Source organism: Haloarcula sediminis (genome assembly GCF_035656455.1).
GTDB lineage: Archaea > Halobacteriota > Halobacteria > Halobacteriales > Haloarculaceae > Haloarcula > Haloarcula sediminis.
In genome coordinates this window covers 42,755-63,083 of sequence record NZ_JAYMGA010000003.1, presented here as the reverse complement: position 1 = coordinate 63,083, position 20,329 = coordinate 42,755, and the positions used below count along the sequence as shown (strand labels likewise).

General features: G+C 68.4%; 23 protein-coding genes. 14 read left to right on the top strand and 9 right to left on the bottom strand.

The genetic code is table 11. The features are described 5' to 3' along the window. Window positions 1–145: 145 nt before the first annotated feature. Window positions 146–613 (bottom strand): metal-dependent hydrolase, encoded by a 468-nt coding sequence (locus VJ162_RS06975; protein ID WP_324663301.1) that lies wholly within the window; start codon window positions 611–613, stop codon window positions 146–148. Between the two features lie 130 nt (window positions 614–743). On the opposite strand from VJ162_RS06975, the gene VJ162_RS06970 reads away from it, so the two are divergent. Further along, window positions 744–1,031, top strand: a complete 288-nt coding sequence (locus VJ162_RS06970; protein ID WP_324663300.1) for a ribbon-helix-helix domain-containing protein — start codon at window positions 744–746, stop codon at window positions 1,029–1,031. Further along, the gene (locus tag VJ162_RS06965) at window positions 1,024–1,305 is read left to right on the top strand and encodes a type II toxin-antitoxin system RelE family toxin (protein ID WP_324663298.1); all 282 of its coding nucleotides are present in this window, start codon (window positions 1,024–1,026) and stop codon (window positions 1,303–1,305) included. Before VJ162_RS06970 ends, VJ162_RS06965 begins: the two co-directional genes overlap by 8 nt. 91 nt (window positions 1,306–1,396) lie before the next feature. On the opposite strand, the gene VJ162_RS06960 is transcribed toward VJ162_RS06965, so the two are convergent. The 3 genes from VJ162_RS06960 to VJ162_RS06950 form a co-directional block, all read right to left on the bottom strand. After that, complete coding sequence (locus VJ162_RS06960; protein WP_324663297.1) at window positions 1,397–2,164, bottom strand: CDP-alcohol phosphatidyltransferase family protein; 768 nt, start codon at window positions 2,162–2,164, stop codon at window positions 1,397–1,399. Between the two features lie 147 nt (window positions 2,165–2,311). After that, a complete protein-coding gene (locus VJ162_RS06955; RefSeq protein ID WP_324663296.1) occupies window positions 2,312–2,695 on the bottom strand; it encodes a DUF7475 family protein in 384 nt (127 codons plus the stop codon). A gap of 41 nt (window positions 2,696–2,736) precedes the next feature. After that, a complete protein-coding gene (locus VJ162_RS06950) occupies window positions 2,737–4,716 on the bottom strand; it encodes an aldo/keto reductase (RefSeq protein WP_324663295.1) in 1,980 nt (659 codons plus the stop codon). An 88-nt stretch (window positions 4,717–4,804) separates the two neighbouring features. Between VJ162_RS06950 and VJ162_RS06945 the strand changes: the two genes are divergently transcribed. From VJ162_RS06945 to trpB, 7 genes are all read left to right on the top strand, one after another. Then, window positions 4,805–5,674: an alkaline phosphatase family protein gene (locus VJ162_RS06945; protein ID WP_407066841.1), complete on the top strand. Its 870-nt coding sequence runs from the start codon at window positions 4,805–4,807 to the stop codon at window positions 5,672–5,674. 193 nt (window positions 5,675–5,867) lie between these two features. Then, window positions 5,868–6,851, top strand: coding sequence for an MDR/zinc-dependent alcohol dehydrogenase-like family protein (locus tag VJ162_RS06940; RefSeq protein ID WP_324663292.1), 984 nt, complete (start codon window positions 5,868–5,870; stop codon window positions 6,849–6,851). 49 nt (window positions 6,852–6,900) lie between these two features. Continuing rightward, window positions 6,901–7,278, top strand: a complete 378-nt coding sequence (locus tag VJ162_RS06935) for a 6-pyruvoyl trahydropterin synthase family protein (protein WP_324663291.1) — start codon at window positions 6,901–6,903, stop codon at window positions 7,276–7,278. Between the two features lie 79 nt (window positions 7,279–7,357). Continuing rightward, a complete protein-coding gene (locus tag VJ162_RS06930; RefSeq protein WP_324663289.1) occupies window positions 7,358–8,428 on the top strand; it encodes a glycosyltransferase family 4 protein in 1,071 nt (356 codons plus the stop codon). After that, window positions 8,425–9,348, top strand: a complete 924-nt coding sequence (locus tag VJ162_RS06925; protein ID WP_324663288.1) for a hypothetical protein — start codon at window positions 8,425–8,427, stop codon at window positions 9,346–9,348. The genes VJ162_RS06930 and VJ162_RS06925 overlap by 4 nt, the downstream gene beginning before the upstream one ends. 60 nt (window positions 9,349–9,408) lie before the next feature. Continuing rightward, window positions 9,409–10,170 (top strand): GTP cyclohydrolase III, encoded by a 762-nt coding sequence (locus VJ162_RS06920; protein ID WP_324663287.1) that lies wholly within the window; start codon window positions 9,409–9,411, stop codon window positions 10,168–10,170. Between the two features lie 93 nt (window positions 10,171–10,263). Then, a complete protein-coding gene (gene trpB / locus VJ162_RS06915; RefSeq protein WP_324663286.1) occupies window positions 10,264–11,433 on the top strand; it encodes a tryptophan synthase subunit beta in 1,170 nt (389 codons plus the stop codon). A gap of 1 nt (window position 11,434) precedes the next feature. On the opposite strand, the gene VJ162_RS06910 is transcribed toward trpB, so the two are convergent. The 5 genes from VJ162_RS06910 to VJ162_RS06890 form a co-directional block, all read right to left on the bottom strand. After that, the gene (locus tag VJ162_RS06910) at window positions 11,435–12,040 is read right to left on the bottom strand and encodes a hypothetical protein (protein WP_324663285.1); all 606 of its coding nucleotides are present in this window, start codon (window positions 12,038–12,040) and stop codon (window positions 11,435–11,437) included. 118 nt (window positions 12,041–12,158) lie between these two features. Further along, window positions 12,159–12,680 carry a hypothetical protein gene (locus tag VJ162_RS06905; protein ID WP_324663284.1) on the bottom strand — a complete coding sequence of 174 codons (522 nt, stop codon included), beginning with the start codon at window positions 12,678–12,680 and terminating at the stop codon, window positions 12,159–12,161. Beyond that, window positions 12,680–13,555 carry a sulfurtransferase gene (locus VJ162_RS06900; protein WP_324663283.1) on the bottom strand — a complete coding sequence of 292 codons (876 nt, stop codon included), beginning with the start codon at window positions 13,553–13,555 and terminating at the stop codon, window positions 12,680–12,682. Before VJ162_RS06900 ends, VJ162_RS06905 begins: the two co-directional genes overlap by 1 nt. 163 nt (window positions 13,556–13,718) lie before the next feature. Continuing rightward, window positions 13,719–14,744, bottom strand: a complete 1,026-nt coding sequence (locus VJ162_RS06895; protein WP_324663282.1) for an NADP-dependent oxidoreductase — start codon at window positions 14,742–14,744, stop codon at window positions 13,719–13,721. A 70-nt stretch (window positions 14,745–14,814) separates the two neighbouring features. Beyond that, entirely contained in the window at window positions 14,815–16,050 is a 1,236-nt protein-coding gene (locus VJ162_RS06890; RefSeq protein ID WP_324663281.1) for an outer membrane protein assembly factor BamB family protein, read from the bottom strand. Between the two features lie 176 nt (window positions 16,051–16,226). Between VJ162_RS06890 and VJ162_RS06885 the strand changes: the two genes are divergently transcribed. The 5 genes from VJ162_RS06885 (at window position 16,227) to VJ162_RS06865 (ending at window position 20,266) form a co-directional block, all read left to right on the top strand. Continuing rightward, window positions 16,227–16,772 (top strand): PAS domain-containing protein, encoded by a 546-nt coding sequence (locus tag VJ162_RS06885; RefSeq protein ID WP_324663280.1) that lies wholly within the window; start codon window positions 16,227–16,229, stop codon window positions 16,770–16,772. Window positions 16,773–16,808: 36 nt separating this feature from the next. Beyond that, window positions 16,809–17,276 carry a ribonuclease H family protein gene (locus VJ162_RS06880; protein ID WP_324663279.1) on the top strand — a complete coding sequence of 156 codons (468 nt, stop codon included), beginning with the start codon at window positions 16,809–16,811 and terminating at the stop codon, window positions 17,274–17,276. 39 nt (window positions 17,277–17,315) lie between these two features. Next, a complete protein-coding gene (locus VJ162_RS06875) occupies window positions 17,316–18,218 on the top strand; it encodes a diacylglycerol/lipid kinase family protein (RefSeq protein ID WP_324663277.1) in 903 nt (300 codons plus the stop codon). A 215-nt stretch (window positions 18,219–18,433) separates the two neighbouring features. Further along, window positions 18,434–19,849, top strand: coding sequence for a sulfatase-like hydrolase/transferase (locus tag VJ162_RS06870; RefSeq protein ID WP_324663276.1), 1,416 nt, complete (start codon window positions 18,434–18,436; stop codon window positions 19,847–19,849). A 6-nt stretch (window positions 19,850–19,855) separates the two neighbouring features. Beyond that, on the top strand, window positions 19,856–20,266 hold the full coding sequence (locus VJ162_RS06865; RefSeq protein ID WP_324663274.1) for a GtrA family protein: 411 nt from the start codon (window positions 19,856–19,858) through the stop codon (window positions 20,264–20,266). The last annotated feature ends 63 nt before the right edge of the window (window positions 20,267–20,329 follow it).

Genomic DNA, 20,329 nt, shown 5'->3' with positions numbered 1-20,329 from the left:
GAGACGCGACGGTACGCTCCATCGCGGTGGCGTCGAGTTGCACCAGCGCATCGGGCAGGTCGGCCAAGCGGTGGTCCATCGGGTGATGGCGCCCCCAGTCACTGTGGCGCTATAGCTGCCGTGTGGCACGACAGCGTTACCGGCCTCACTCGCGGCGTGGTGACTTCCCGCTTTGCCGCCCGACGAGGACGGCCCCGGCCACGGCGAGCCAGAACGCCGCTTCGAGATAGAACGACGGCGACCCGAGGTAGTAGGCGATGAACGACCTCGGAGGGAGCGCGAGGGGCTCGGTCGGGACGGCAAGCGGCCAGACGAGAAAGACGGCGTCGGCCGGCCGCCCGTTGAGGACGACGTGGACGGCATCGAGGAGGAGATGCAGGGCCCAGCCGACCGCCAGCGCGAGCCCCGCTCGCCCGGCCAGCGCGACCGGTATCGCGACGACGGCCAGAAGCGCCGAGTGGCCGACGGAGTGGTAGAGGTCAACCAGCCCGACCATCGCCAGGGGCTTGTCGACCACGTCCGGGAGCGCCGTCCCGACCACCAGCCACAGCGGCGACAGCCGCGATACCCTGCCTCCCACCGCCGCCGCGAGCAGGTGGGTCGGGAAGAGCATGGCGTTCGTTACGGGGCCGTGGTATATCAGCTGTTGTGAATACAGCGAATCTACGCACAGTCGTAGTGGTCAGAACAGGGAACACATCGGCCAACGTAATGATTTTGTATACACAGATTCAACACAAAGCATGACAGAAGCAGAGTCCCCACCTGAGAAAACGACGGTCAATATCCGGATAACAGAAACGTTCTTGGAAGATGTCGATGCGACGTGGGAAGACCACGGATTCAACAGTCGGAGTGAATACATCCGAGCCGTACTCCGAGACGCGCTCAAGCACCCTGAATTCAACCGTGCAGACCTGAAAGCAATACTCGCAGGTGAGGTAGAAATTCGTGAAGGTCGCACTCACAGTAGCGATGAGGTGAAGGCTGAATACGGGCTTGACGAGACAACACGCGACAGCGATGAGTGAATGGGACTGGCAACTCACCGAGACAGCACGGCGAGATTTCGACGGATTGGATGAGTATGCACGTGACCGTATCGTCAGCAAACTAGACGAGATCGTTACTGACGAGTGGCGTGACCCACCCGACCATCTCGAGCCGCTCCAAGGTGCACCACACGAGAAACTCCGTGTTGGCCCGTTTCGACTCGGGTGCCGTATCGACCGCACCGACAAGATTCTCTACGTTTTCCGGATTCGCAAACACGGTGGTGATGCCTATCGGAGTGATGACGACTGAACAGTTCGCAGGCTTACCGAGTAGCCATCTCTCCCCCGTTGATGAATACAAAACTGCACTCACAACGACTGATATCACTCCTGTCCGGGAACTACGCGCGTGGCAACCGCCCGCTCACGTACAGAAAGTCCCGCACAAACACCGCGAGCGACGGAGCGAGGACGGCGGGCGCGACGGCGAAGACGAGGCCGCTCGGCACGGCTGGAACGAGTGCGACGGTGATGAACGTCATCTGGACGCCGGCGAGGTACTTCCCGAGGTCGCTGTCGGGGCTGTCGTATATCGGCCGGCCGCGGTGTCGTCGGTAGCGGATACCGGCCAGATAGACGTACCGGGCGGCCGAGAGGGCGAGGTACCAGACGGGGAGTTGGTTCCACAGGACCGCAACGAGGGGGGCCACGACGAACCCGAAGGTGTCGACGGCCATGTCCAGGCGCTCGCCGAGGTCGGTCTCCTCGCCGACCGAGCGGGCGACGACGCCGTCGAGTTTGTCTAGGGCGACGCCGACGCCGTAACACGCTGCCGGCACCCAGGCGAGCGTCGTCGATGCGGGGACGACGACGAAGCCGGCGACGACGGCGTAGAGCCCGCCCCGGAGCAGCGTGAGGGCGTTCGCGAGCCCGAACATGTGCCGGTAGGGCGAGCCCACTATCCGGTTCAGGTCGAGACCGCGGCCGGCGAACCAGAACTGCCCGGCCCAGGACAGCCCCGCGACGGCCGCCGGGGTGACCCTCCAGCGGGTCATCTCGTCGGACGGGAACGCGATGCCGACTGCGGCGGCCAGACAGAGCGCGCCCACCACCGGAAGGCCGATCCGGAGGCCGACAACTGTCGACCGGTCACCCCGTCGGCCGGCCATCGAGGCCTCCCGGCTCGTCCCGCCGTAGTTTTGTGGCCGCCGGCGTCTGCCGACCGCCGGTCGTCGCGTTCATGTCTGCATTCGAACGCATCTTGTGGCCGCCATCGCTTAATCGGACGCCCAAACCAGTTGGTTTCACCCGCACTGTCACCGCAACAGCGCGATCAGGACGCCCACCAGCACCACCTGTGCGAGCTTGTCGACGGCGCCCAGCGTCCCCACGTCGGCCGGGAAGGACTTCCCGAGCGAGACGAAGTTGAGGTAGTACCACAGCAGTATCTGGACGAGCGTAAAGGGGATGCCGACGGCGTACACTGCCCGTCGCCGGTAGTCAAGCAGGACGAGAGCGACGCCGCCCAGAAAGCCAAGGCCGGCGAGGACGAAGCTGATACCCATCGCCGACGGGAGCATCCGGACGCCCAACAGGAGGTGGACCGCGGCCGACACGACGGCGGCGACGATGCCGAGCCAGTGTCGCCCGGTCAAAGACGTTACATCGACGGACAGTCCCCGGGAGTCGGCCGTTGCCATACGTTATCGTGGACCCTCTCGACTATAATACTGGGGCCGACTCACCGCTCGAAGTTCGGGTCCCGGAGCGCGTCGACGCGGGCGAGCTCCTCGGCCGAGAGCCGCTCGCCGGCGGCGGCGAGGTTCGAAATGACGTGGTCGCTCGTCGTGCTCGACGGGATGGGAACCACTCCCCGTGTCGCGTTCCACGCGAGGACGACCCCGGCCGGCGAGATGTCGTGTGTGTCGGCGATATCGGCCAGTACCGGCTCCTCTAGCAGTCCGGGCGCCGACAGCGGCGAGTGGGCGACGACCCGGATACCCCGGTCGTGACAGAAGGCGACGAGGTCCGACTGTGGCAGGTACGGGTGGCGCTCGACCTGTACGAGCGCCGGGCGTACCGTTCCAGTCTCCAGAATCGTCGCCAGTTGCGCCCGCGAGACGTTGCAGGCCCCGAGCGTGCGGGTCAGTCCCCGGTCGTGAACCCTTTCGAGGTTCGCCCACGCCTCTTCCAGGGGGATGTCGGCCGTCTCGATATCGCCGCCGTCGCCCTCGGGGAAGGTCAGGGCCTCCTGGCGGTCGACGGGTTTCTCCGCCAGTCGCTCTAGCGGTCCGCGGTGGGCCCACGTGTCGGGCCAGTGCAGGGCGTAGCAATCGAAGGCGTCGAGCCCCAGCTCCGCCAGGCTTCCCCGCGCCGCCGCCAGCATGTGCGCTCGCCGGTGGTTCGTGCGCCAGGGTTTCCCGAGGACGAACAGCCCCTCCCGGTCGGCGGTCCCCGGGGCGGCCAGCAGGTCGCCGATGCGGTGTTCGTTCCCGTACAGCTCGGCGCTGTCGAGCAGGCGATAGCCCGCGTCCAGCGCCGCCGCGATAGAGCCCTCCCGGTCGACGTACTCGCCGTCGCGGTAGCGCGAACAGCCAAAGCCGATAGGCGGCAGACGCAGTGATTTCGGGCCGGCCGTCACCGCCCGTGTGTCTCCCGACGCCGGCCGAACGACCGGTGCCGACACCGGGTCGCTCGTCGCTCCGAAGTCGTCGACGCTGACTGGCCCGCCCGTCTCGGCGGCCTGCTCGACGGCGTTGCAGACGGCGACGACGTGGGCGCCCCGTTTCCCGGTCGCCCGCGAGGGGCTGCCTGCCCTGACGCTCGCTGCCAGCGCTTCGACGGCGTCGACGTATCTGTAGGGACGGGTCGGTGTCTGTGCGGGGACATCGGTGTACTCCCGGCCGACCCGACCGAACCGGAGCGCGTCGGGGCTGTCGTTCATCGCGCCGGTCCCTTCGAGATAGAGCGAGCCGTCGTCACCGTGGAGTTCCAGCCCGTAGAACTCCCGGCTGCGGTGGGGCGCGTAGAAGCTCGCGGTCAGCCGGACGACCGGCCCGGCGGCAAAGGACAGTGTCGCCTCGACGTGGCTCGGCACCGACGGTCGCTGTGGCTCCCGGTCCGGCCAGGGGTCGAGCGCGTCGGCGACGCGGACCCGTTCGACCGGGCCGAACCAGGCGACCAGCAGTGCCAGTGGGTAGACGCCGCCGTCGTACAGCGGTCCGATATCGAGAAAGGAGTCGGGGCGGTCGTGCCAGTCGGTGACCCGGCCGACGTGGGCGTGGGCGTAGCCGAGCCGAACGGGGCCGAGCCGTCCGTCGGCGAGCAGCCGGGCCGCCCGGCGCTGGGTGGGGGCCTGCGGCGTGCCTGGCGCACAGCCCAGTGCGAGGTCCCGCTCGCTGGCCAGCGCGAGCAACTCGCCGGCGGTGTCGGACGAAAGGGCCAGCGGCTTCTGGGAGTAGACGTGCCGACCCGCCTCCAGCGCTGTGCGGGTCACCGGTGCGTGGGCGGCGTGACTCGTCAGATTCACGACCAGGGGCGCCTCGCTGGCGGCCAACGCGGCATCGAGGTCGGTAAAAGCGGGGCAGTCGTGGGCCTCGGCGAGTGTCGCGGCCCGAGCCCCGTTGAGGTCACAGACGCCCGCAAGCGAAAGCGGACTCCCCGCGAGCCCGGCCGCGTACTCCGCCGCTATCGCGCCGGCGCCGACGAACAGACAGTGCACACGGGAACAGGGGGCGGAACGTACATAGCTCCCTCGCCGATGGAACTTTTCCGGTGTGTACCCAACGGCGACTGTGAGAGAACCGGGGATGGGCCGGCTCGGGACGGCCTACTTGCGTCTGCTCCAGGCGGTCGGCCGGCGACTCGACTACGGCACGAACGTCTTCGACCGCGAATGGGACGTACTCGTGGTGCTCGACGCCTGCCGGGCCGACCTGCTCCGGTCGGTCGCCCCCGAGACCGACTTCCTCGACGCCGTCGAGACCGTCCTCTCGGTCGGAAGCTCCTCCTCCGAGTGGCTCGAAAACACCTTTCCCGACCGCCCGGAGACCCGACGGACGGTGATGGTCACCGGCAACACCTGGACCGACCGGTATCTGGACGCCGAGGCCTTCGCCGCGCTGGACGAGGTCTGGAAGTACGCCTGGGACGACGATCTGGGGACCGTGCCGGCGGCGGCGGTCACCGACCGCGCCATCGCCGCGGGCCGCCAGCGCGACCCCGAGCGGCTGGTCGTCCACTACATGCAACCCCACCACCCGTTCGTCCCCGACCCGATAGACGGCGACGACGGCATCGCCCGCACCGGCAGTCACAGCAACACCGCGAACCCGTGGGTGTCGTTGCGACAGGGGGAACTGACGACAGCGCGCGTCTGGACGGCCTACGAGGCGAACCTCCGGTACGTCCTCGACGAGGTTGCCGTCCTGTGTGACAACGTCGACGGTCGCGTCGCCGTCACGGCCGACCACGGCAATCTCTTCGGCGAGTGGGGGCTGTACGGCCACCCGATGCAGACGCCCGTCTCGGCGCTGCTGGCCGTTCCATGGGCCGAGACGACCGGTGTCGACCGCATGAGTCGGACGCCGTCGCTCGAACCGCCCGAGACACTGCCCGTCTCGCGGGTGTACGGCGCCGACTCCGACCGCGACCGGCTCGACGCGCTGGGGTATCTGTGACGGTCCTCGTCGGTGTGGCTGCCCGACCGATGCGCTCGCCGCGGCCGCTGTCCCGGCATACCGAGCGTACCTTTTTGTTCGACTAGCCCCGCATCTGGGACGTGCGTTCCCAGCGGCGACAAGACGGTCACCGTGTCGGCCCCCTGCCAGCGGGCATCGGGGTCCAGCTACCACGGCAACCCCGAACAGAGACATGACCGGCCAGGCGCTATACTTCACCGGCGACGAATCGGTGGCGGTCCGTGAGCAACCTATCTCCGACCCCGGCCCCGGACAGGTCCGCGTCCGGACCGAGCGGTCGGGTATCAGCCCCGGGACAGAGCTGCTGGTGTACCGAGGCGACGTCTCGTCGGAGCTACCGACCGACGAGACGATAGATGCCCTCGAAGGAACCTTCTCGTACCCGCTGCAGTACGGCTACGCCGCCGTCGGCCGCGTCACCGACGTGGGGGCGGGCGTCGACGACGCGTGGCTCGACCGGCGCGTCTTCGCGTTTAACCCCCACGAGAGTCACTTTCTCGCCGACCCGGAGACGCTCGTCCCGACGACGCTCCCGCCCGAGCAGGCGGTGTTCATCCCCAACGCCGAGGCGGCCGCGAACTTCGTGATGGACGGCCGCCCGCGCTTTGGCGCCCGCGTCGCGGTGTTCGGTCAGGGGCCGGTCGGACTGTTGACGACCGCCCTGCTCGCCGAGTTCCCGCTGTCGTGTCTCGTCGCTGTCGACCCCTGTGGCACCCGGCGGGACCTCTCGCGGTCGCTCGGTGCCGACCGCGCGCTCGCCCCGGACGACCTCGACGAGGTGGACGAGGTCGACATGGCCGTCGAACTGTCGGGCAACCCGACGGCGCTCGATGACGCCATCGACGTGACGGGCTATGCGGGCCAGGTTCTGGTCGGCTCGTGGTACGGGACGAAAGACGTCAGCCTCGGCCTTGGCGACGCCTACCACCGGAGCCACATCCGCATCCGTTCCAGTCAGGTGAGCCGCATCGACCCCGACCACGCCGACCGCTGGGACAAGGACCGTCGCCTCGACGCGGTGCGTGCCTGGCTGGCCGAGACCGACCTCTCGGCGCTGCACACCCACACGTTCGACGTTTCCCGAGCCACGGAGGCGTACCGACTGCTCGACGAACGGCCCGACGACGCCGTCCAGGTGACGCTTACGTACGACTGAAGCCGCCACATCCTCCGGATTTAGGTGGTAAGCGCCCGTCACTCCGCCCATGTATTCGACCACAGTGCTGACCGACTTCGTCGCACAGCACTACCTCACCGTCCCGGACCCCGGCCCCGAGGGGGAGCCACACTCACACCACTACGAGGTGGAACTGTGCTTTCGCGGGCCGGAGCTCAACGAGTACGACTACCTCGTCGACATCGACGATGCGGAGGCGGCGCTGTCGGCTATCGAGGCGCGCTATCGCGACGCGATGCTCAACGACCTTCCGGAGTTCGAGGCGCACAACCCGAGCGTCGAGCGGTTCGCCCGCGTCATCTTCGAACGCGTGACCGAGGCCGTCACCGACGACACCGTCACCGAACTCGCGGTGACCGTCTGGGAGGACGACGAGGCCGCCGCGAGCTACGACGCTGTCGTATGATACGGCGTCGTGTAGATGGGGTCCGGACAGCACCGCCTCCCGGGTCGGTGGGTACCGACAAATCGCCACCCAAAACCGTATGAGAGTCGGGCTGACGCTGTACGGGAGCCTCACGGACCGCTCCGGTGGGTTTCGCTACGACCGACAGCTCGTGGCTGGGCTGCGCCGGGCCGGGGACACCGTCGAGGTGGTCGAACTCCCCTGGCGTGACTACGGCCGGGGGCTGCTCGACAACGGTTCGCGCGCCCTCCGCCGGCGGCTCGACGTGGACGTGGACGTGATGCTTCAGGACGAACTGGCCCACCCGTCGCTCGTCCGGACGAACCGCCACCTCTCCTATCCGGTCGTCAGCGTCGTCCACCACCTGCGGGCGAGCGAACCGCGGCCACTCAGCCCGGTCTACGGGGCTGTCGAACGTCGGTACCTCGACACCGTCGACGGCGTCGTCTGCAACAGCACGGCCACCCGGTCCGCTGTGACCGACCTCGGCGCCGACGCCGCGTCGACCGTCGTGGCGCCGCCGGCCGGCGACCGCTTCGACCCCGATATCGACCCGACGCGAATCGACTCGCGGGCGCATGCGGGGCCGCTCCGGCTGGTCTTCGTCGGCAACATCGAGCGCAGAAAAGGGCTGGACACGCTCGTCGACGGGCTCGCGGCCGCCGACGCCGAGGCCGAACTCACGGTCGTGGGCCGGCCGGTCGACGAGCGGTACGCCCAGTCGGTCCGGTCGCGGGTGCACGAAGCGGGGCTCGACGACCGCGTGGCCTTTGTCGGCCGCCTGTCCGACGACGCGCTGGCTTCGACCCTCGAAGACGGCCACGCCATCGCGGTTCCGTCCCGGTACGAGGGGTTCGGTATCGTCTATCTGGAGGGGATGAGTTTCGGGCTGGCCGCGCTCGCTTCGCGGGCCGGCGGCGCGAGCGACGTCGTCACCGGCGGCGAGACGGGCGTGCTCGTCGACCCCGACGACCCGGCCGCCGTCGCCGCGGCCATCGAGACGCTGGCGGCCGACCGCGACGGGCTGGCCGCGATGGGGCGCGCGGCCAGACGCCGCTACGAGGCCCAGCCCGACTGGGACGAGACGACCGCACGGGTCCGCGGGCTGCTCGCCGACGTTGGCGACGTCGACGCGGAGGTGGTCGCGTGACTGGCTCGTTCCAGCGCTATCTCCGCGCGAAACGCACCGTCGACGACCGCGCGCTCAACCGTCGGCTGGTCGACTCGCTCCGGGCGGAACTGGCGGCCCGCGCCGCAGAGTCCGCCGGCCCGCTTCGGGTCCTCGAAATCGGTGCCGGCATCGGCACGATGCTGACTCGGTTTCTCGACTGGGACGTCCTCCCGGAGGGTGACATCGAGTACGTCGCACTGGACGTACAGGCGGAGAACGTGGCGGCGATGCGTGACTATCTGACCGAGTGGGCCGCCGGTAACGACGTTACCGTCGCCGGCGACGAGCCGTTCAGGCTCGATGACGGGACTCGCCGAATAACGGTCGACCCCGTCGTCGCCGACGCACTCGACTACGCCGACGACCACGGCGCGGTGGGCTCTAGCGGCCGCCGAGCCGAGGCTGACTCTGATCTCCTCGTCGGGGCGGCGCTGCTCGACATCCTCGACCGCGAGGCGCTGGGGACGCTTCTCGGTACTGTTGCCCCCGGCGGGCTGTACTACTTCCCCATCACCTTCGACGGGGCGACGCGGTTCCGGCCGCCCCATCCGGCCGACCGCGCGGTCGAGGAGCGCTACCACGACCACATGGACGCGAAACCGGGCGGGGACAGCCGGGCAGGCGGGGCGGTTCTCGACCGACTCCAGCGGCTCGACGGGACGACGCTGCTCGGGGTGGCCGGCTCGGACTGGGTCGTTAGACCAGTCGACGGCGCCTACCCAGACGACGAGGCCTACTTCCTCCGGCACATCCTCGACACCGTCGAGGGAGCAGTCGGTGAACTGGGCGGTGTCGACGGGCTCGACGACTGGCTGGCGACCCGCCGCGAGCAGGTCGCGGCCGGCGAACTGTTGTACGTGACCCACCAGCTCGACTTTCTTGGCAGGGTCGAGCCGTGAGTCAGCGGTGGCTCTGGCCGTTTCCCAAACACCGATACGAGCCGACTCCTGAAACCCGACGTGACGAACACGCAGGTCGCCCTGATTCAGATAGACAACTACGGGCCCTGGACGACTACGCCCGAACCCCGCCGCGAGGTCGACCTCCAGACGCTGCAGTCGCGTCTCTTCGCCGACGTCGCCCAGCTGGTCGGCGCCCACGAGGGGTACGCCTTCTTCGGCCGATTCGACAACATGGTGGCTGTCACGAACGGGCTGGACCGCACGGAACACGAGCGAATCCAGACGTCGCTCGGGAACCGGTATCCGGTGACCGCCAGCGTGAGCGTCGCCCCCGGGGCGACGCCGGCCGACGCGCTCGCGACCGCCTCGCGTCGCCTGCAGGACTCCGGCAGCGCCCAGGACAGCAGCCGGCGCGAAGTCCTTCGCGGTGAGACACTCGCGGACGCCGCCCGGACCGACTCCGACGTTCAGATTGCCCACTTCGACGTCGACGACGCGACCGGGAAATACACCGACCAGCTCAACGAGTTCGACGCGTTCATCCGGATAGAGCAGGGGTACGCGGAGCTGATGAAACACATGCGCAAGGCCCACGATTCGCTCTCCTTCTTCGTCGGCGGCGACAACGTCATCGCCGTCTGCTCGGCCATGGACTCGGCCGCCTATCGAGACGCAATCGACCACGTTCGCGACGCTGCCGGCGTCGAGCTAAAGGTCGGCGTCGGTCGATCACGAACGCCACAGGACGCGGGTATGACCGCCAAACACGAGCTCGAACGCTGTCGGGAAGACGGGACGGCCGTCGAACTCGGCTGGTAGGGGTCCGTTGGCCGGCTCGTGAGTCGCCACTGTCCAGTTTCGCCGCCTGACCGGCAGTAGTTTTTAGCTCCCCGGTGTGTCACTGGAAGACGTATGTCTTCACCCGGCGAATTCGAGGAGTTCGGTGGTCGACACGTCCCGGAACCGCTCGAAGAACCGCTTGCCGAACTGGCGGCCGCGTTCGACGACCTCAAGGACGACCCGGACTTTCGCGAGGAGTTCGAGTACCTGCTCGAACACTTCGCGGGTCGGCCGACACCGGTGTTCTACGCCGAGACGCTCAGCGAGCGCTACGACGCGGACATCTACTTCAAACACGAGGACCTGCTGCACGGCGGCGCCCACAAGCTCAACAACACGCTCGGACAGGCCCTGCTCGCCAAGCGCGCCGGCAAGGAGCGCCTCATCGCCGAGACCGGCGCCGGCCAGCACGGCACCGCGACGGCGATGGTCGGGGCCCTGCTGGACATGGACACGACGGTGTACATGGGTCGGAAAGACATCGGTCGACAGCGGATGAACGTCTTCAGGATGCGGCTGATGGGTGCCGATGTCGAGCCGGTCAGCCGGGGCAACGAGGGGCTGGCAGAGGCCGTCGACGCCGCGATGGAGGACCTCGTCGAAAACACCGAGGAGACTCACTATCTCGTCGGAAGCGCCGTCGGGCCTGACCCGTTCCCGCGGATGGTCCGGGAGTTCCAGTCGGTCATCGGCCGCGAGGCCCGCGAGCAGATACAGGAGATGCACGGCGACCTGCCCGACGCCTGTGTCGCCGCCGTCGGCGGGGGGTCGAACTCTATTGGACTCTTCCACGCGTTCAGAGACGACGACGTGGCTCTCTATGGGGCCGAGCCCGCCGGCAAAGGGCTGGACTCGGGCCAGCACTCGGCGGCGCTCACGGCGACCGAGGGCGACGACCCGCAGATATTCCAGGGGATGAAGACGAAGGCGATAGACGAGGAGACAGAGAACCACTCCGTCAGTGCCGGGCTCGACTATCCGGCGGTCGGCCCGGAACACGCCGCCCTCCAGTCGCTGGGCCGTGCCGAGTACCACGGCGTCACCGACGAGGAGGCGCTGGCGGCGTTCCGGGAACTGAGCGAGACGGAGGGTATCATCCCGGCGCTGGAGCCGAGCCACGCCATCGCGCTCGCCATCAAACTCGCCGAGGAGGACCGCCACGACACCATCCTGGTGAACCTCTGTGGCCGGGGCGACAAGGACATGGAGACCGCGGCGGAGAAGTTCGACCTGTCTCCGTAACCTATCGAGGGACCGAACTACGCTGGCGGCGCTCACTGTCGTATCGGCGAGACGCGGCGACGAAAGCGATGCCGAGCAGCAGGCCGGCGACCGACTGGGGCCACGTGTGTGCGCCGGCGAGGGGACGCGCGACCACCATCCCGAGGGCGACGAGGGCCAGCGGGGCAAATCGCCTGTCGACGAGGACCAGATACCCCGCGGGGACCACCGCGTAGAGGACGTGCGTGGAGATGTCCCAGAACGGCGTGATGAGGAGGTGTGGGACGGTCACGCCGACGAGCAGCGCCGAGAAGCCGGGGACGTGTTCGCCCCACCCGAAGCGTCGCCAGCTGAGCCAGATACCCAGGATGCCGACGCCGAGTCCGGCGCTTCCGGTCGCGTCGGACGCCCACGTGGGGGTGCTTTCGAAGAGCAGCGGCACGCCCTCGTAGATGGCCAGCCCGACGGTCCACCCCAGCGCCAGGACGCCGAGCCGGGCGCCGAGGCCGACGGGCGAGCGGTCGGCAAGGCCGTACCACTCGTAGCCGATGAGACATATCCCACAGAGCAGGACGAAAAGCTCCGGTGTGAACACGTCCGAATAGAGCTGCGCTGTGTCGGCGAGCATATCGACAGGGCCGACGGAGCGACTGAGTGCATTTCGGTTCGCCGTCGCGCCGGTCCGCCTGTCCGAGCCCGGGTCAGTCTGACGGGAGGTTCCCGGTCAGACCGCCGGGCCGGCTGTCTCACCAGCTGACTTCGAACGCCGTCTCGTCGCCGGCTTCCGTGGTCGTGACACGCGCGTAGTCCGCGCCGAAGTGCTGTGCCGTGCCCTTGATCAGCCCGCTCTCCCAGGTCGCCGGGTACGGGGTCGTCGAGACGATACGGGCCGTCGTCTCGCCGGTCGATTCGAACGTGTAGTCGCCCGGTGCGCTCCGGTGTTCGGTGTCGTACAGGTCGGCAAGCTGGGACAGCCCGTCACTTGGCGACCCCGAGGCGGCCGGCGACGGCCAGTCGACGAACCGCGGCGTCGACTCCCCGACTTTTTCTAAGGCGTTCTCCCCCGCGTTCTCCTCGACCGCGACGAGGACGTGGCGGAACTTCGAGAGCGGATACCACTCCTCGGGCTGTGGGTCGGGCCGCTCGATGCCCTCCTCGTCGAGCATCTCCCGCATGCGGCTCTGGAAGACGGACATCACGCCGTCGATACACACCTGTACCATCTCGCCGCGAACGTCGCCGTCGGGTTCCGTCGTTGATATCGTCATCAGTTATCGCCTCCCTGTGGGGTCGGTTTGTCGACCGATGCGACGGGTGCGTCCGGGTCGGCGGCCCACTCGGTCCACGAGCCGTCGTAGTTAGCCGCGTCGAGGCCCAGAAGCTCCGAGAGGACGAACCACGTGACAGAGGAGCGTTCGCCGATGCGGCAGTAGGCTATCGCCCGCTCGTTGCGGTCGATGAAGTCGCCGTATATCTCCCGCAGTTCCTCGATGTGCTTGAACGTCCCGTCGGCGTTGACCGCCTGTCCCCACGGGATGTTCGACGCCGACGGGATGTGTCCCTCCCGGTCGGTCGTGTTCGGAATCTCGGCCGGGGGTTTGTCGCCCCGGTACTCCTGGGGGTTCCGAACGTCGACTATCGGGCCGTCGTCTTCACTGGCTGCCATGACTTCGTCCTTGTACGCTCGGACCTCGTCGTTCGTCCCGTCTATCGAGTACTCCTGGGTCGGGTACGACACTGCCTCCTGTGACGTCTCGTACCCCTCCAGGTTCCAGTAGCGGCGGCCGCCATCGAGCAGCGCGACGTTCTCGTGGCCGTAGTATTTCAACACCCAGTACGCGTGGCCCGCAAACCAGTTCGCCTGGTCCCCGTAGACCACGACCGTCGTCTCGGGCGTGATTCCGAGGCTACCGAACAGCGACTCGGCTTCCTCGACGGGCACGACGTTGCCGCCGAGGCCGTCGATGATGTCGGATTCCCAGTCGATCTGTACCGCACCCGGAATGTGCCAGTCGTCGTACTGTTCGGGGTCCATGTCGACCTCGACGAGACGGTACGACGGGTCGTCGCTGTCGAACCGGTCGAGGTTCTCTCTGACCCATTCGGCTGAACGTACCGCGTCGTTATCTTTGTAGAGTGACACATTCTAATAAGGTAGCATACGGACTTTAATCGTTTGTCAATTCCAGTGAATCATATCCAGTATCACATTATCTACGTATGTTTTCCGGGGGTACCGCAACCCACGCGAACGGCAGACATCGGCCAGCGACGACGCCACCGACAGGTCCGGCGGCCGAGACGTGCTACCCCTGCTTGCGCTCGCCGACTTTCACGAGCTGTTTGCCGATGTTCTCGCCCTCGAACAGCCCGAGGAAGGCGTCGGGCGCCGCTTCCAGCCCCTCGGTGACGGTTTCCTCGTACTGGAGGTCGCCGCGCTGGATGAACCCGCCCAGTCGCTCCAGTGCGTGGCCCCACCGGTCCTGGTAGTCGCCGACGAGAAAGCCCTCAACGCTGGCACGGGTCTGGATGAGCTGGCTCAGCTTCCGTGGCCCGGTCGGCTGCTCGGTCGCGTTGTACAGCGATATCTGCCCACAGACGGCGACCCGGGCGTTGCGGTTCAACCGCTCCCAGACGGCGTCGGTGATGGGGCCGCCGACGTTGTCGAAGTAGCCGTCGATGCCCTCGGGGCTGGTCTCGTCGAAGGCCGCCCCGAGGTCGTCGGCCGTCTTGTAGTTCACCGCGGCGTCAAAGCCCAGCTCGTCGGTGAGCCAGTCGCACTTCCTGTCGCTGCCGGCGACGCCGACGACGCGGGCACCGGCGAGGGATGCGACCTGGCCCGCGACGGAGCCGACGGCGCCGGCGGCCGCGGAGATCACGACGGTGTCTCCGGGGTCGGGGTCGATCACGTCGGTCGTCCCGAAGTAGCCGGTGATGCCGGGCATCCCCAGCACGCCGAGCGCGGTCGAGACGGGCGCCAGGTCGGGGTCGACGCGCCGCAGTTCGTCGCCGCCGGCGACGGCGTGGTCGGCCCACAGCAGATTCCCGGTGACGACGTGGCCCGGCTCGAACCCGTCGTGGTTCGATTCGGCGACCTCGCCGACGACCCCCGCCTCCATGGGCTCGCCCACGCCCCAGGGCTCGGCGTAGGACTCGGCGTCGCGCATGCGCCCGCGCATGTACGGGTCGACAGAGAGATACAGCGTCCGGACCAGCACCTCGCCGGGGCCGGGTTCGGGCCGGTCGACCGTCGTGAGCTCGAAGTTCTCGTCGGTCGGTTCGCCCGTCGGTCGGCTCGCGAGTCGCCACTGTCTGGTCTGGTCGTCAGTCACAGTTGCACGTCGTGCTCGCGAGGGGTCAAGGTTGGCTTCCCGGCACCCGTCGCCCGTGTCGGCGACCGGCTCAGCCGGCGATGGCGTAGAGCCGTTCGGCGGGGAAAAACGCCACATTGTCGCCGATTACCGGTGCGACGCCGTTCGGACTGGTCCGCTGGCGTGTCCCGTAGGTCCACTCGGTGCTCCCGTCGTCGGCCGCCCGACAGCTCAGTTGCCCGGCCCCGAACAGGTAGATGTAGCCGTCGGCGATGACGGGCGTCCCGTCGATACCCGTCTCGACGGTGTAGCGGTGCTGACTCCCCGTGAGGCTCAGGGCAGTCAGCCCCCTGTCGGCGACGGCGTAGACGGTGTCGTCGGTCACTGCGGGTGGGTTGGTCACCGCCGGCGATTCCAGGTTGCCGTACGTCTCGATGTCGTTGCTCCACAGCTCGGTCCCGTCGGCGTGGTCGAACACGCGGACGGCGGCTCCGGAGCCGATAACCACCCGGTCCCCGGTAGCCGTGGCCGGGGCCGTCACGCCGTAGTCGGCGCTCCAGACCGCCTCACCGGTGCCCGCGTCGAACGCCTCCAGCGAGTCCCCGCCCGTGTAGACGGTGTCACCGGCGACGGCAGGGGTAACCGGGGCCCTTCCGGCGTCGACCGGTGTCTCCCAGTCGAGCGAGCCGTCGGTGGTCGAGAGCGCGTACAGGGTGGCCCCCTCGGCCCCGGCGCCGACGACGTATACCGTCCCGCCGTCGACGGTGACACCCGACCGGACCGACCGGTCGAACGACCACTGCTCGACGCCCGTGTCGGCGTCCAGCCCGACCAGCGTGTCGCCGACGGTCGCCAGCACCAGCCCGTCGGTCACGGCGGTGGGGCCGGCGCCGTTCGTTCCCCGGTATGCCGTCGCCCACTGTCTGGTCCCGTCGACGGCGTCCAGCGCGTAGACGAACGTCTCCCGGTCGCCGGTGCCGTCGATGCGGCCCTCGGTCAGGTAGAGCCGTCCGTCACGCAGCGACGGCGACCCCATTTTGCGTCCGGGCGCGAACCCCGACTGTCCGAACTCGAACAGCGACGTGATGGCGCCCGTCGGCCCCGACACGTTCGGGACGGTCCCGGTGTTTGCCGCGTCGTACTGGTATTGGGGGTACGCGCTCTCGACGGACTCCGGTATCTGAATGCCCGCGCCTTCGACTGCCGTTCCGGTCGTGTTGTCGTCGTTCGCTCCGGTGTCGGAGTCGAGAAATCCCGGGCAGCCGGCGATTGCCCCAGCCACGACGCTACCCGCCGCTGCGAGAACGGAGCGCCGTCGACTGTCCATGTTCCGACAGCTACGTCGACAGGTAAAAACACTTCGTCCTGTTCACACTCCGACAGTCGCTGCGGTAGGGCCGTCCTACGGCATCGGTACGGGTCGGCTACGCCCTGGCCGACCGTCCGCCGGGTCGCCCGTGGCCGTCCGACAGACGTTTGAGCGATTCGCCCGAAACCAGGCCGATGGCACCCAGAGAGACGCTCCGGGAACTACTGACGTGTGACGAGTCGGCGTTCCCGTCGGTCGCCCGGTCCTTTCTCGCCGACCACGACGGCGACCCGGAGCGGGTCGACCGGGCCGACGGCGACCTCTCGACTCTCCTCGACCTGCCGCCGGCCGGGGTGGCGTCGCTGTCGGCCCACGAGCGCGAGTGCTGCCGGCGGGTGTGGGTTCTCGACGAGGCCCCTCTCGGTATCACGCTCGCGGGCCCGGTGTACCAGGACAACCCCGTCATCTACGTCAACCAAACCTTCCGCGAGCTGACGGGCTACTCGCTGTCGGCGGTCCGCGGCGAGAACCTCCGCCTGCTCCAGGGGCCCGACACCGAGCCCGAGGCCGTCGACGCACTGTCCGAAGCCGTCGAAATCTGGGAGCCGGTGACCGTCGAGCTGTGGAACTACCGCGCTGACGGGCACCGCTTTCGCAACCGTGTCTCGCTGGTCCCGCTCCCGGACGACGACGGGATGCTCGCGAACTGGGCGGGGCTACAGGAACGCGTCGAGCGGTAGCGACGGGGTTTTGGTCCGGTCCCGCCACGTCCCGCTATGGTGTCGCCCGACGACGGGACCGACTCGCGGCGAGCCGGCTTCGGCCCCTCGCTGTCGCTGTACTTCGACGCGAGCGTCCACTACGGGCCCGACAACGCGACGCCGACCTCGGCGGCCGTGGGCTTTCTCGTCGAGAGCGGGACGACGACCCACATCGAGCGCTCGATGGCGGTCGACGCCTTCGTTTCCAGTACGCACTTGGAGTACCGGGCGCTGCTGGAAGCGGTGCGGGCGGTGGCGGCGACCGACGACCGGGTCGCCTCGCTGCACGTCCACGGCGACGCGGACGCCGTGATACGCGCGGTCGACCCCGACCGCCCGGCGACCCCGGGCGACCGGGTCTGTCGGCGGCGGGTCGGCGCCATCCGCGAGGCCGTCGCGGCGGTTCCGGTCGTCACCTACCGCGTCGTCGGCCGCGACGAGAACGAGCGGGCCCACCGGCTCGCGCGTGCCGGGCATCGGTGAGCCCGTGGTGATAAGTACACGAGACCACTCCGTGTCGGTATGCAGATCGGCTCCCGCCGGGCAATCCTCAATCCCGCCAGCGGCGACGGCGACCATGCCGAGTCCGTCGAGCGACTGCTTTCGGCCCGGGGGTTTGCCGTCTCCCGCACCGAGGGACCGGGCGACGCGCTCGAACTCGGCCGGGCGGCCGGCGAGGCGGGCGCCGCCGAGGTCGCCGTCGCGGGCGGCGACGGGACGATAAACGAGGTCCTCCGGGGGCTGGCCCGGGCGGACCACCTCGACGCGGTGACCCTGTCGGTGGTGCCCGTTGGGACCGCGAACCTGCTGGCAGGAACCATCGGCGTCACCGACCGACAGCACGGCATCGAGATCGCAGACACTGGCGACGTCCGGACCGTCGACGTCGGCGTCGCGGGCGAGGAGCCGTTCCTCGTCTCCTGTATCGCAGGTTTGCCCGCCGAAGCCAGTCTGGCGGCCGCAAGCGACCTGAAAGCCCGCTTCGGGACGCTTGCGTTCCTGGTCACGGGGGCCCAGGAGGCCATCGAGTTCGACGGGCTGGATATCACGATCGAGGCCGTCGGCGAGGACGGCCCCGTCACCTGGTCCGGGTCGGCGACCTGTCTGCTCGTCGGCAACGCCCGGAAGTTCGTGGAGCGGGGCGGGCAGGCCGACATGGAAGACGGCCTGCTGGACGTCGCCATCGTCGAGCAGATGCCGACCGGCAACCTCGTCGCCGAGGCCATCGGTCACCGGCTGCTGGCGACCGACACCGAGGGCGTCACCCACGTCCGAGCGACGGAGCTGTCCGTCGACGGCCACGGCGAGCCGGTGACGTTCAGCCGGGACGGGGAAGTCACCGACCACGAGTGCCTCGACATCCACGCGCGGGAACGCACACTCGATCTCAGAGTCGGGTCGAGCTACGACCCCGACCCGCGATGATTCGCCTCACGAGGCGACCGGCCTAGACACCGATTACCGCACTCTCTGGACTGCGAGACAGTTTGTTTCACTGCCGGGGGTCCGGTACAACCAGAAGATTCAGTATCGCATATCCAGTGAAGGCCCGTATGAACGATTCGTGCAGCGCCGGGCGGCGGGACCCGGCGTTTCGTCGTCTCACTGACGCTCCCTGCGAGCGGCCGGAGGTGCGCTAGATGCCGGCCGCGGTGGACAACGTCGTCCTCGTCACTATCGACTCCCTCCGCCAGGACGCTTTGGGGGGCGAGGACAGCGCCTCGCCGGTGCTCGACGACCTCGCAGACCGCGGGGTCGACTTCGAGAACGCCAAGGCACAGGGCAACTGGACGCCCTTCTCCTTTCCGTCCGTCCACGGCTCCCGCCCGGTGTTCGACGAGGGGCCGGACATCGGCGTGGCTTCGACGCCGACGCTGGCCGAGCAACTCTCCGAGGCCGGGCTGGCGACGGGCGGGTTCAACGCCGCCAACGGGTTCCTGACCGACCACTGGGGGTACGACCGGGGGTTCGACGAGTTCGAGCCGTTCGTCGACGGCAGCGGTTTTCTCGCCAGGCACCCGACCATCCAGGGGTGGGTCCAGCTCGGGACATCCCCGTTCCGCCGGGCCGCGAGCGTTCTCGGCGGTGGCGACGACGACCGCCCCGTTGCCGACGCCTCGCGGATGGGGGAACTGGAGGACCACGCGACGGAGTTCCTGGAGACGGCCGGCGACGGCTTCTTCCTGTGGGTCCACTACATGGACACCCACACCCCCTACGTCCCGGCGCCCCGGCATCTCCGGGAAGTGTCTGACACCCACTTCGGCCTGTTCCGGATGCTTGGCTCGCACTTCCGGACGGGGATGGGGTGGGATGTCGACGAGCGCACGCTGGGGACGCTCCGGACGCTGTACGACGGGACCGTCAGGCAGGTCGACGCGAGCGTCGGCCGACTGCTCTCGACCCTCGAAACCGAGGGACTGGCCGACGACACCGCCGTCGTCGTCGCCGGGGACCACGGCGAGGAGTTCCTGGACCACGGCCACCTCTCTCACTACCCCAAGCTCTACCGCGAACTCATCGACGTCCCGCTCTTTGTCACCCACCCGGACGGCGAGTCCGGGACGGTCCACCAGCCCGTCGGTCTCGACGTGATTCCGCCGACGGTGTGTGACATGCTGGGCGTCGAGGCGGCCGACGCCTGGGAGGGCGGGAGCGTCGCCCCGGCCCTCGACGGCGAGGACATCGAGGACTGTGGACCCGTTATCTCCGTCGCGGTGCGGGACGAGAGCGTGACCACCCAGCCGATTCCCCGCCACCGCGAGGACGGCGAACTGCTCGTCAGCGCCCGCGACGCCCGCTGGACGTACATCGAACACACCGAGTCGGGCCACCGCGAGCTGTACGACCGGCGGAGCGACCCCGACGAACACCGCGACCTCTGTGCCGACGACACCGACGACGCGGCCCCGCCGCCCGTCCTCGACCGGCTCTCGGCGGCGGTCGCCGACCACGTCGAGCGCCTCGATTCGGCCTCGGAGGGCGGACAGCGCGACCAGTCGGGCGGCGAATCTGACGAGATAACGGCACGTTTAAAGGCTCTCGGTTATAAATAGCGTCTCATGTCGTTTGGCGTCGCCACGTCGCCGCGACGGGAGCGACTTGTTCGGTTCTTCCTCGTGGGCTGTACGGCCGCGGCCGTCCAGCTTGCGCTCCTGTGGCTGTTCGTCGATCTCGCCGGCGTGAACTACCTCATCGGCGCGTTCGTCGCCATCGAGATAACCATCCTGTTCCAGTACGTCCTCAACAACGCCTGGACGTTCCATCGGTCGCGCCACTCCACGATGCGGGAGTACGCCGTCGGGCTGGGCAAGACGAACCTCGTCCGTGGGACAGCCATCCCGCTCCAGCTTGGCATCCTCTACGTGCTGGTGACGCTTGGGACCGCGGAGTATCTGGTCGGCAACGCCGTCGCCATCTGTGTGACCGGGCTGTACCGGTACGCGCTCGACTCGGCCTGGACCTGGAACTAGGCGTTTTCACCCTGTGTTGGGGGACGCTCTGTCGGCATCGGGGGCCGTCGTGACGAGACATAC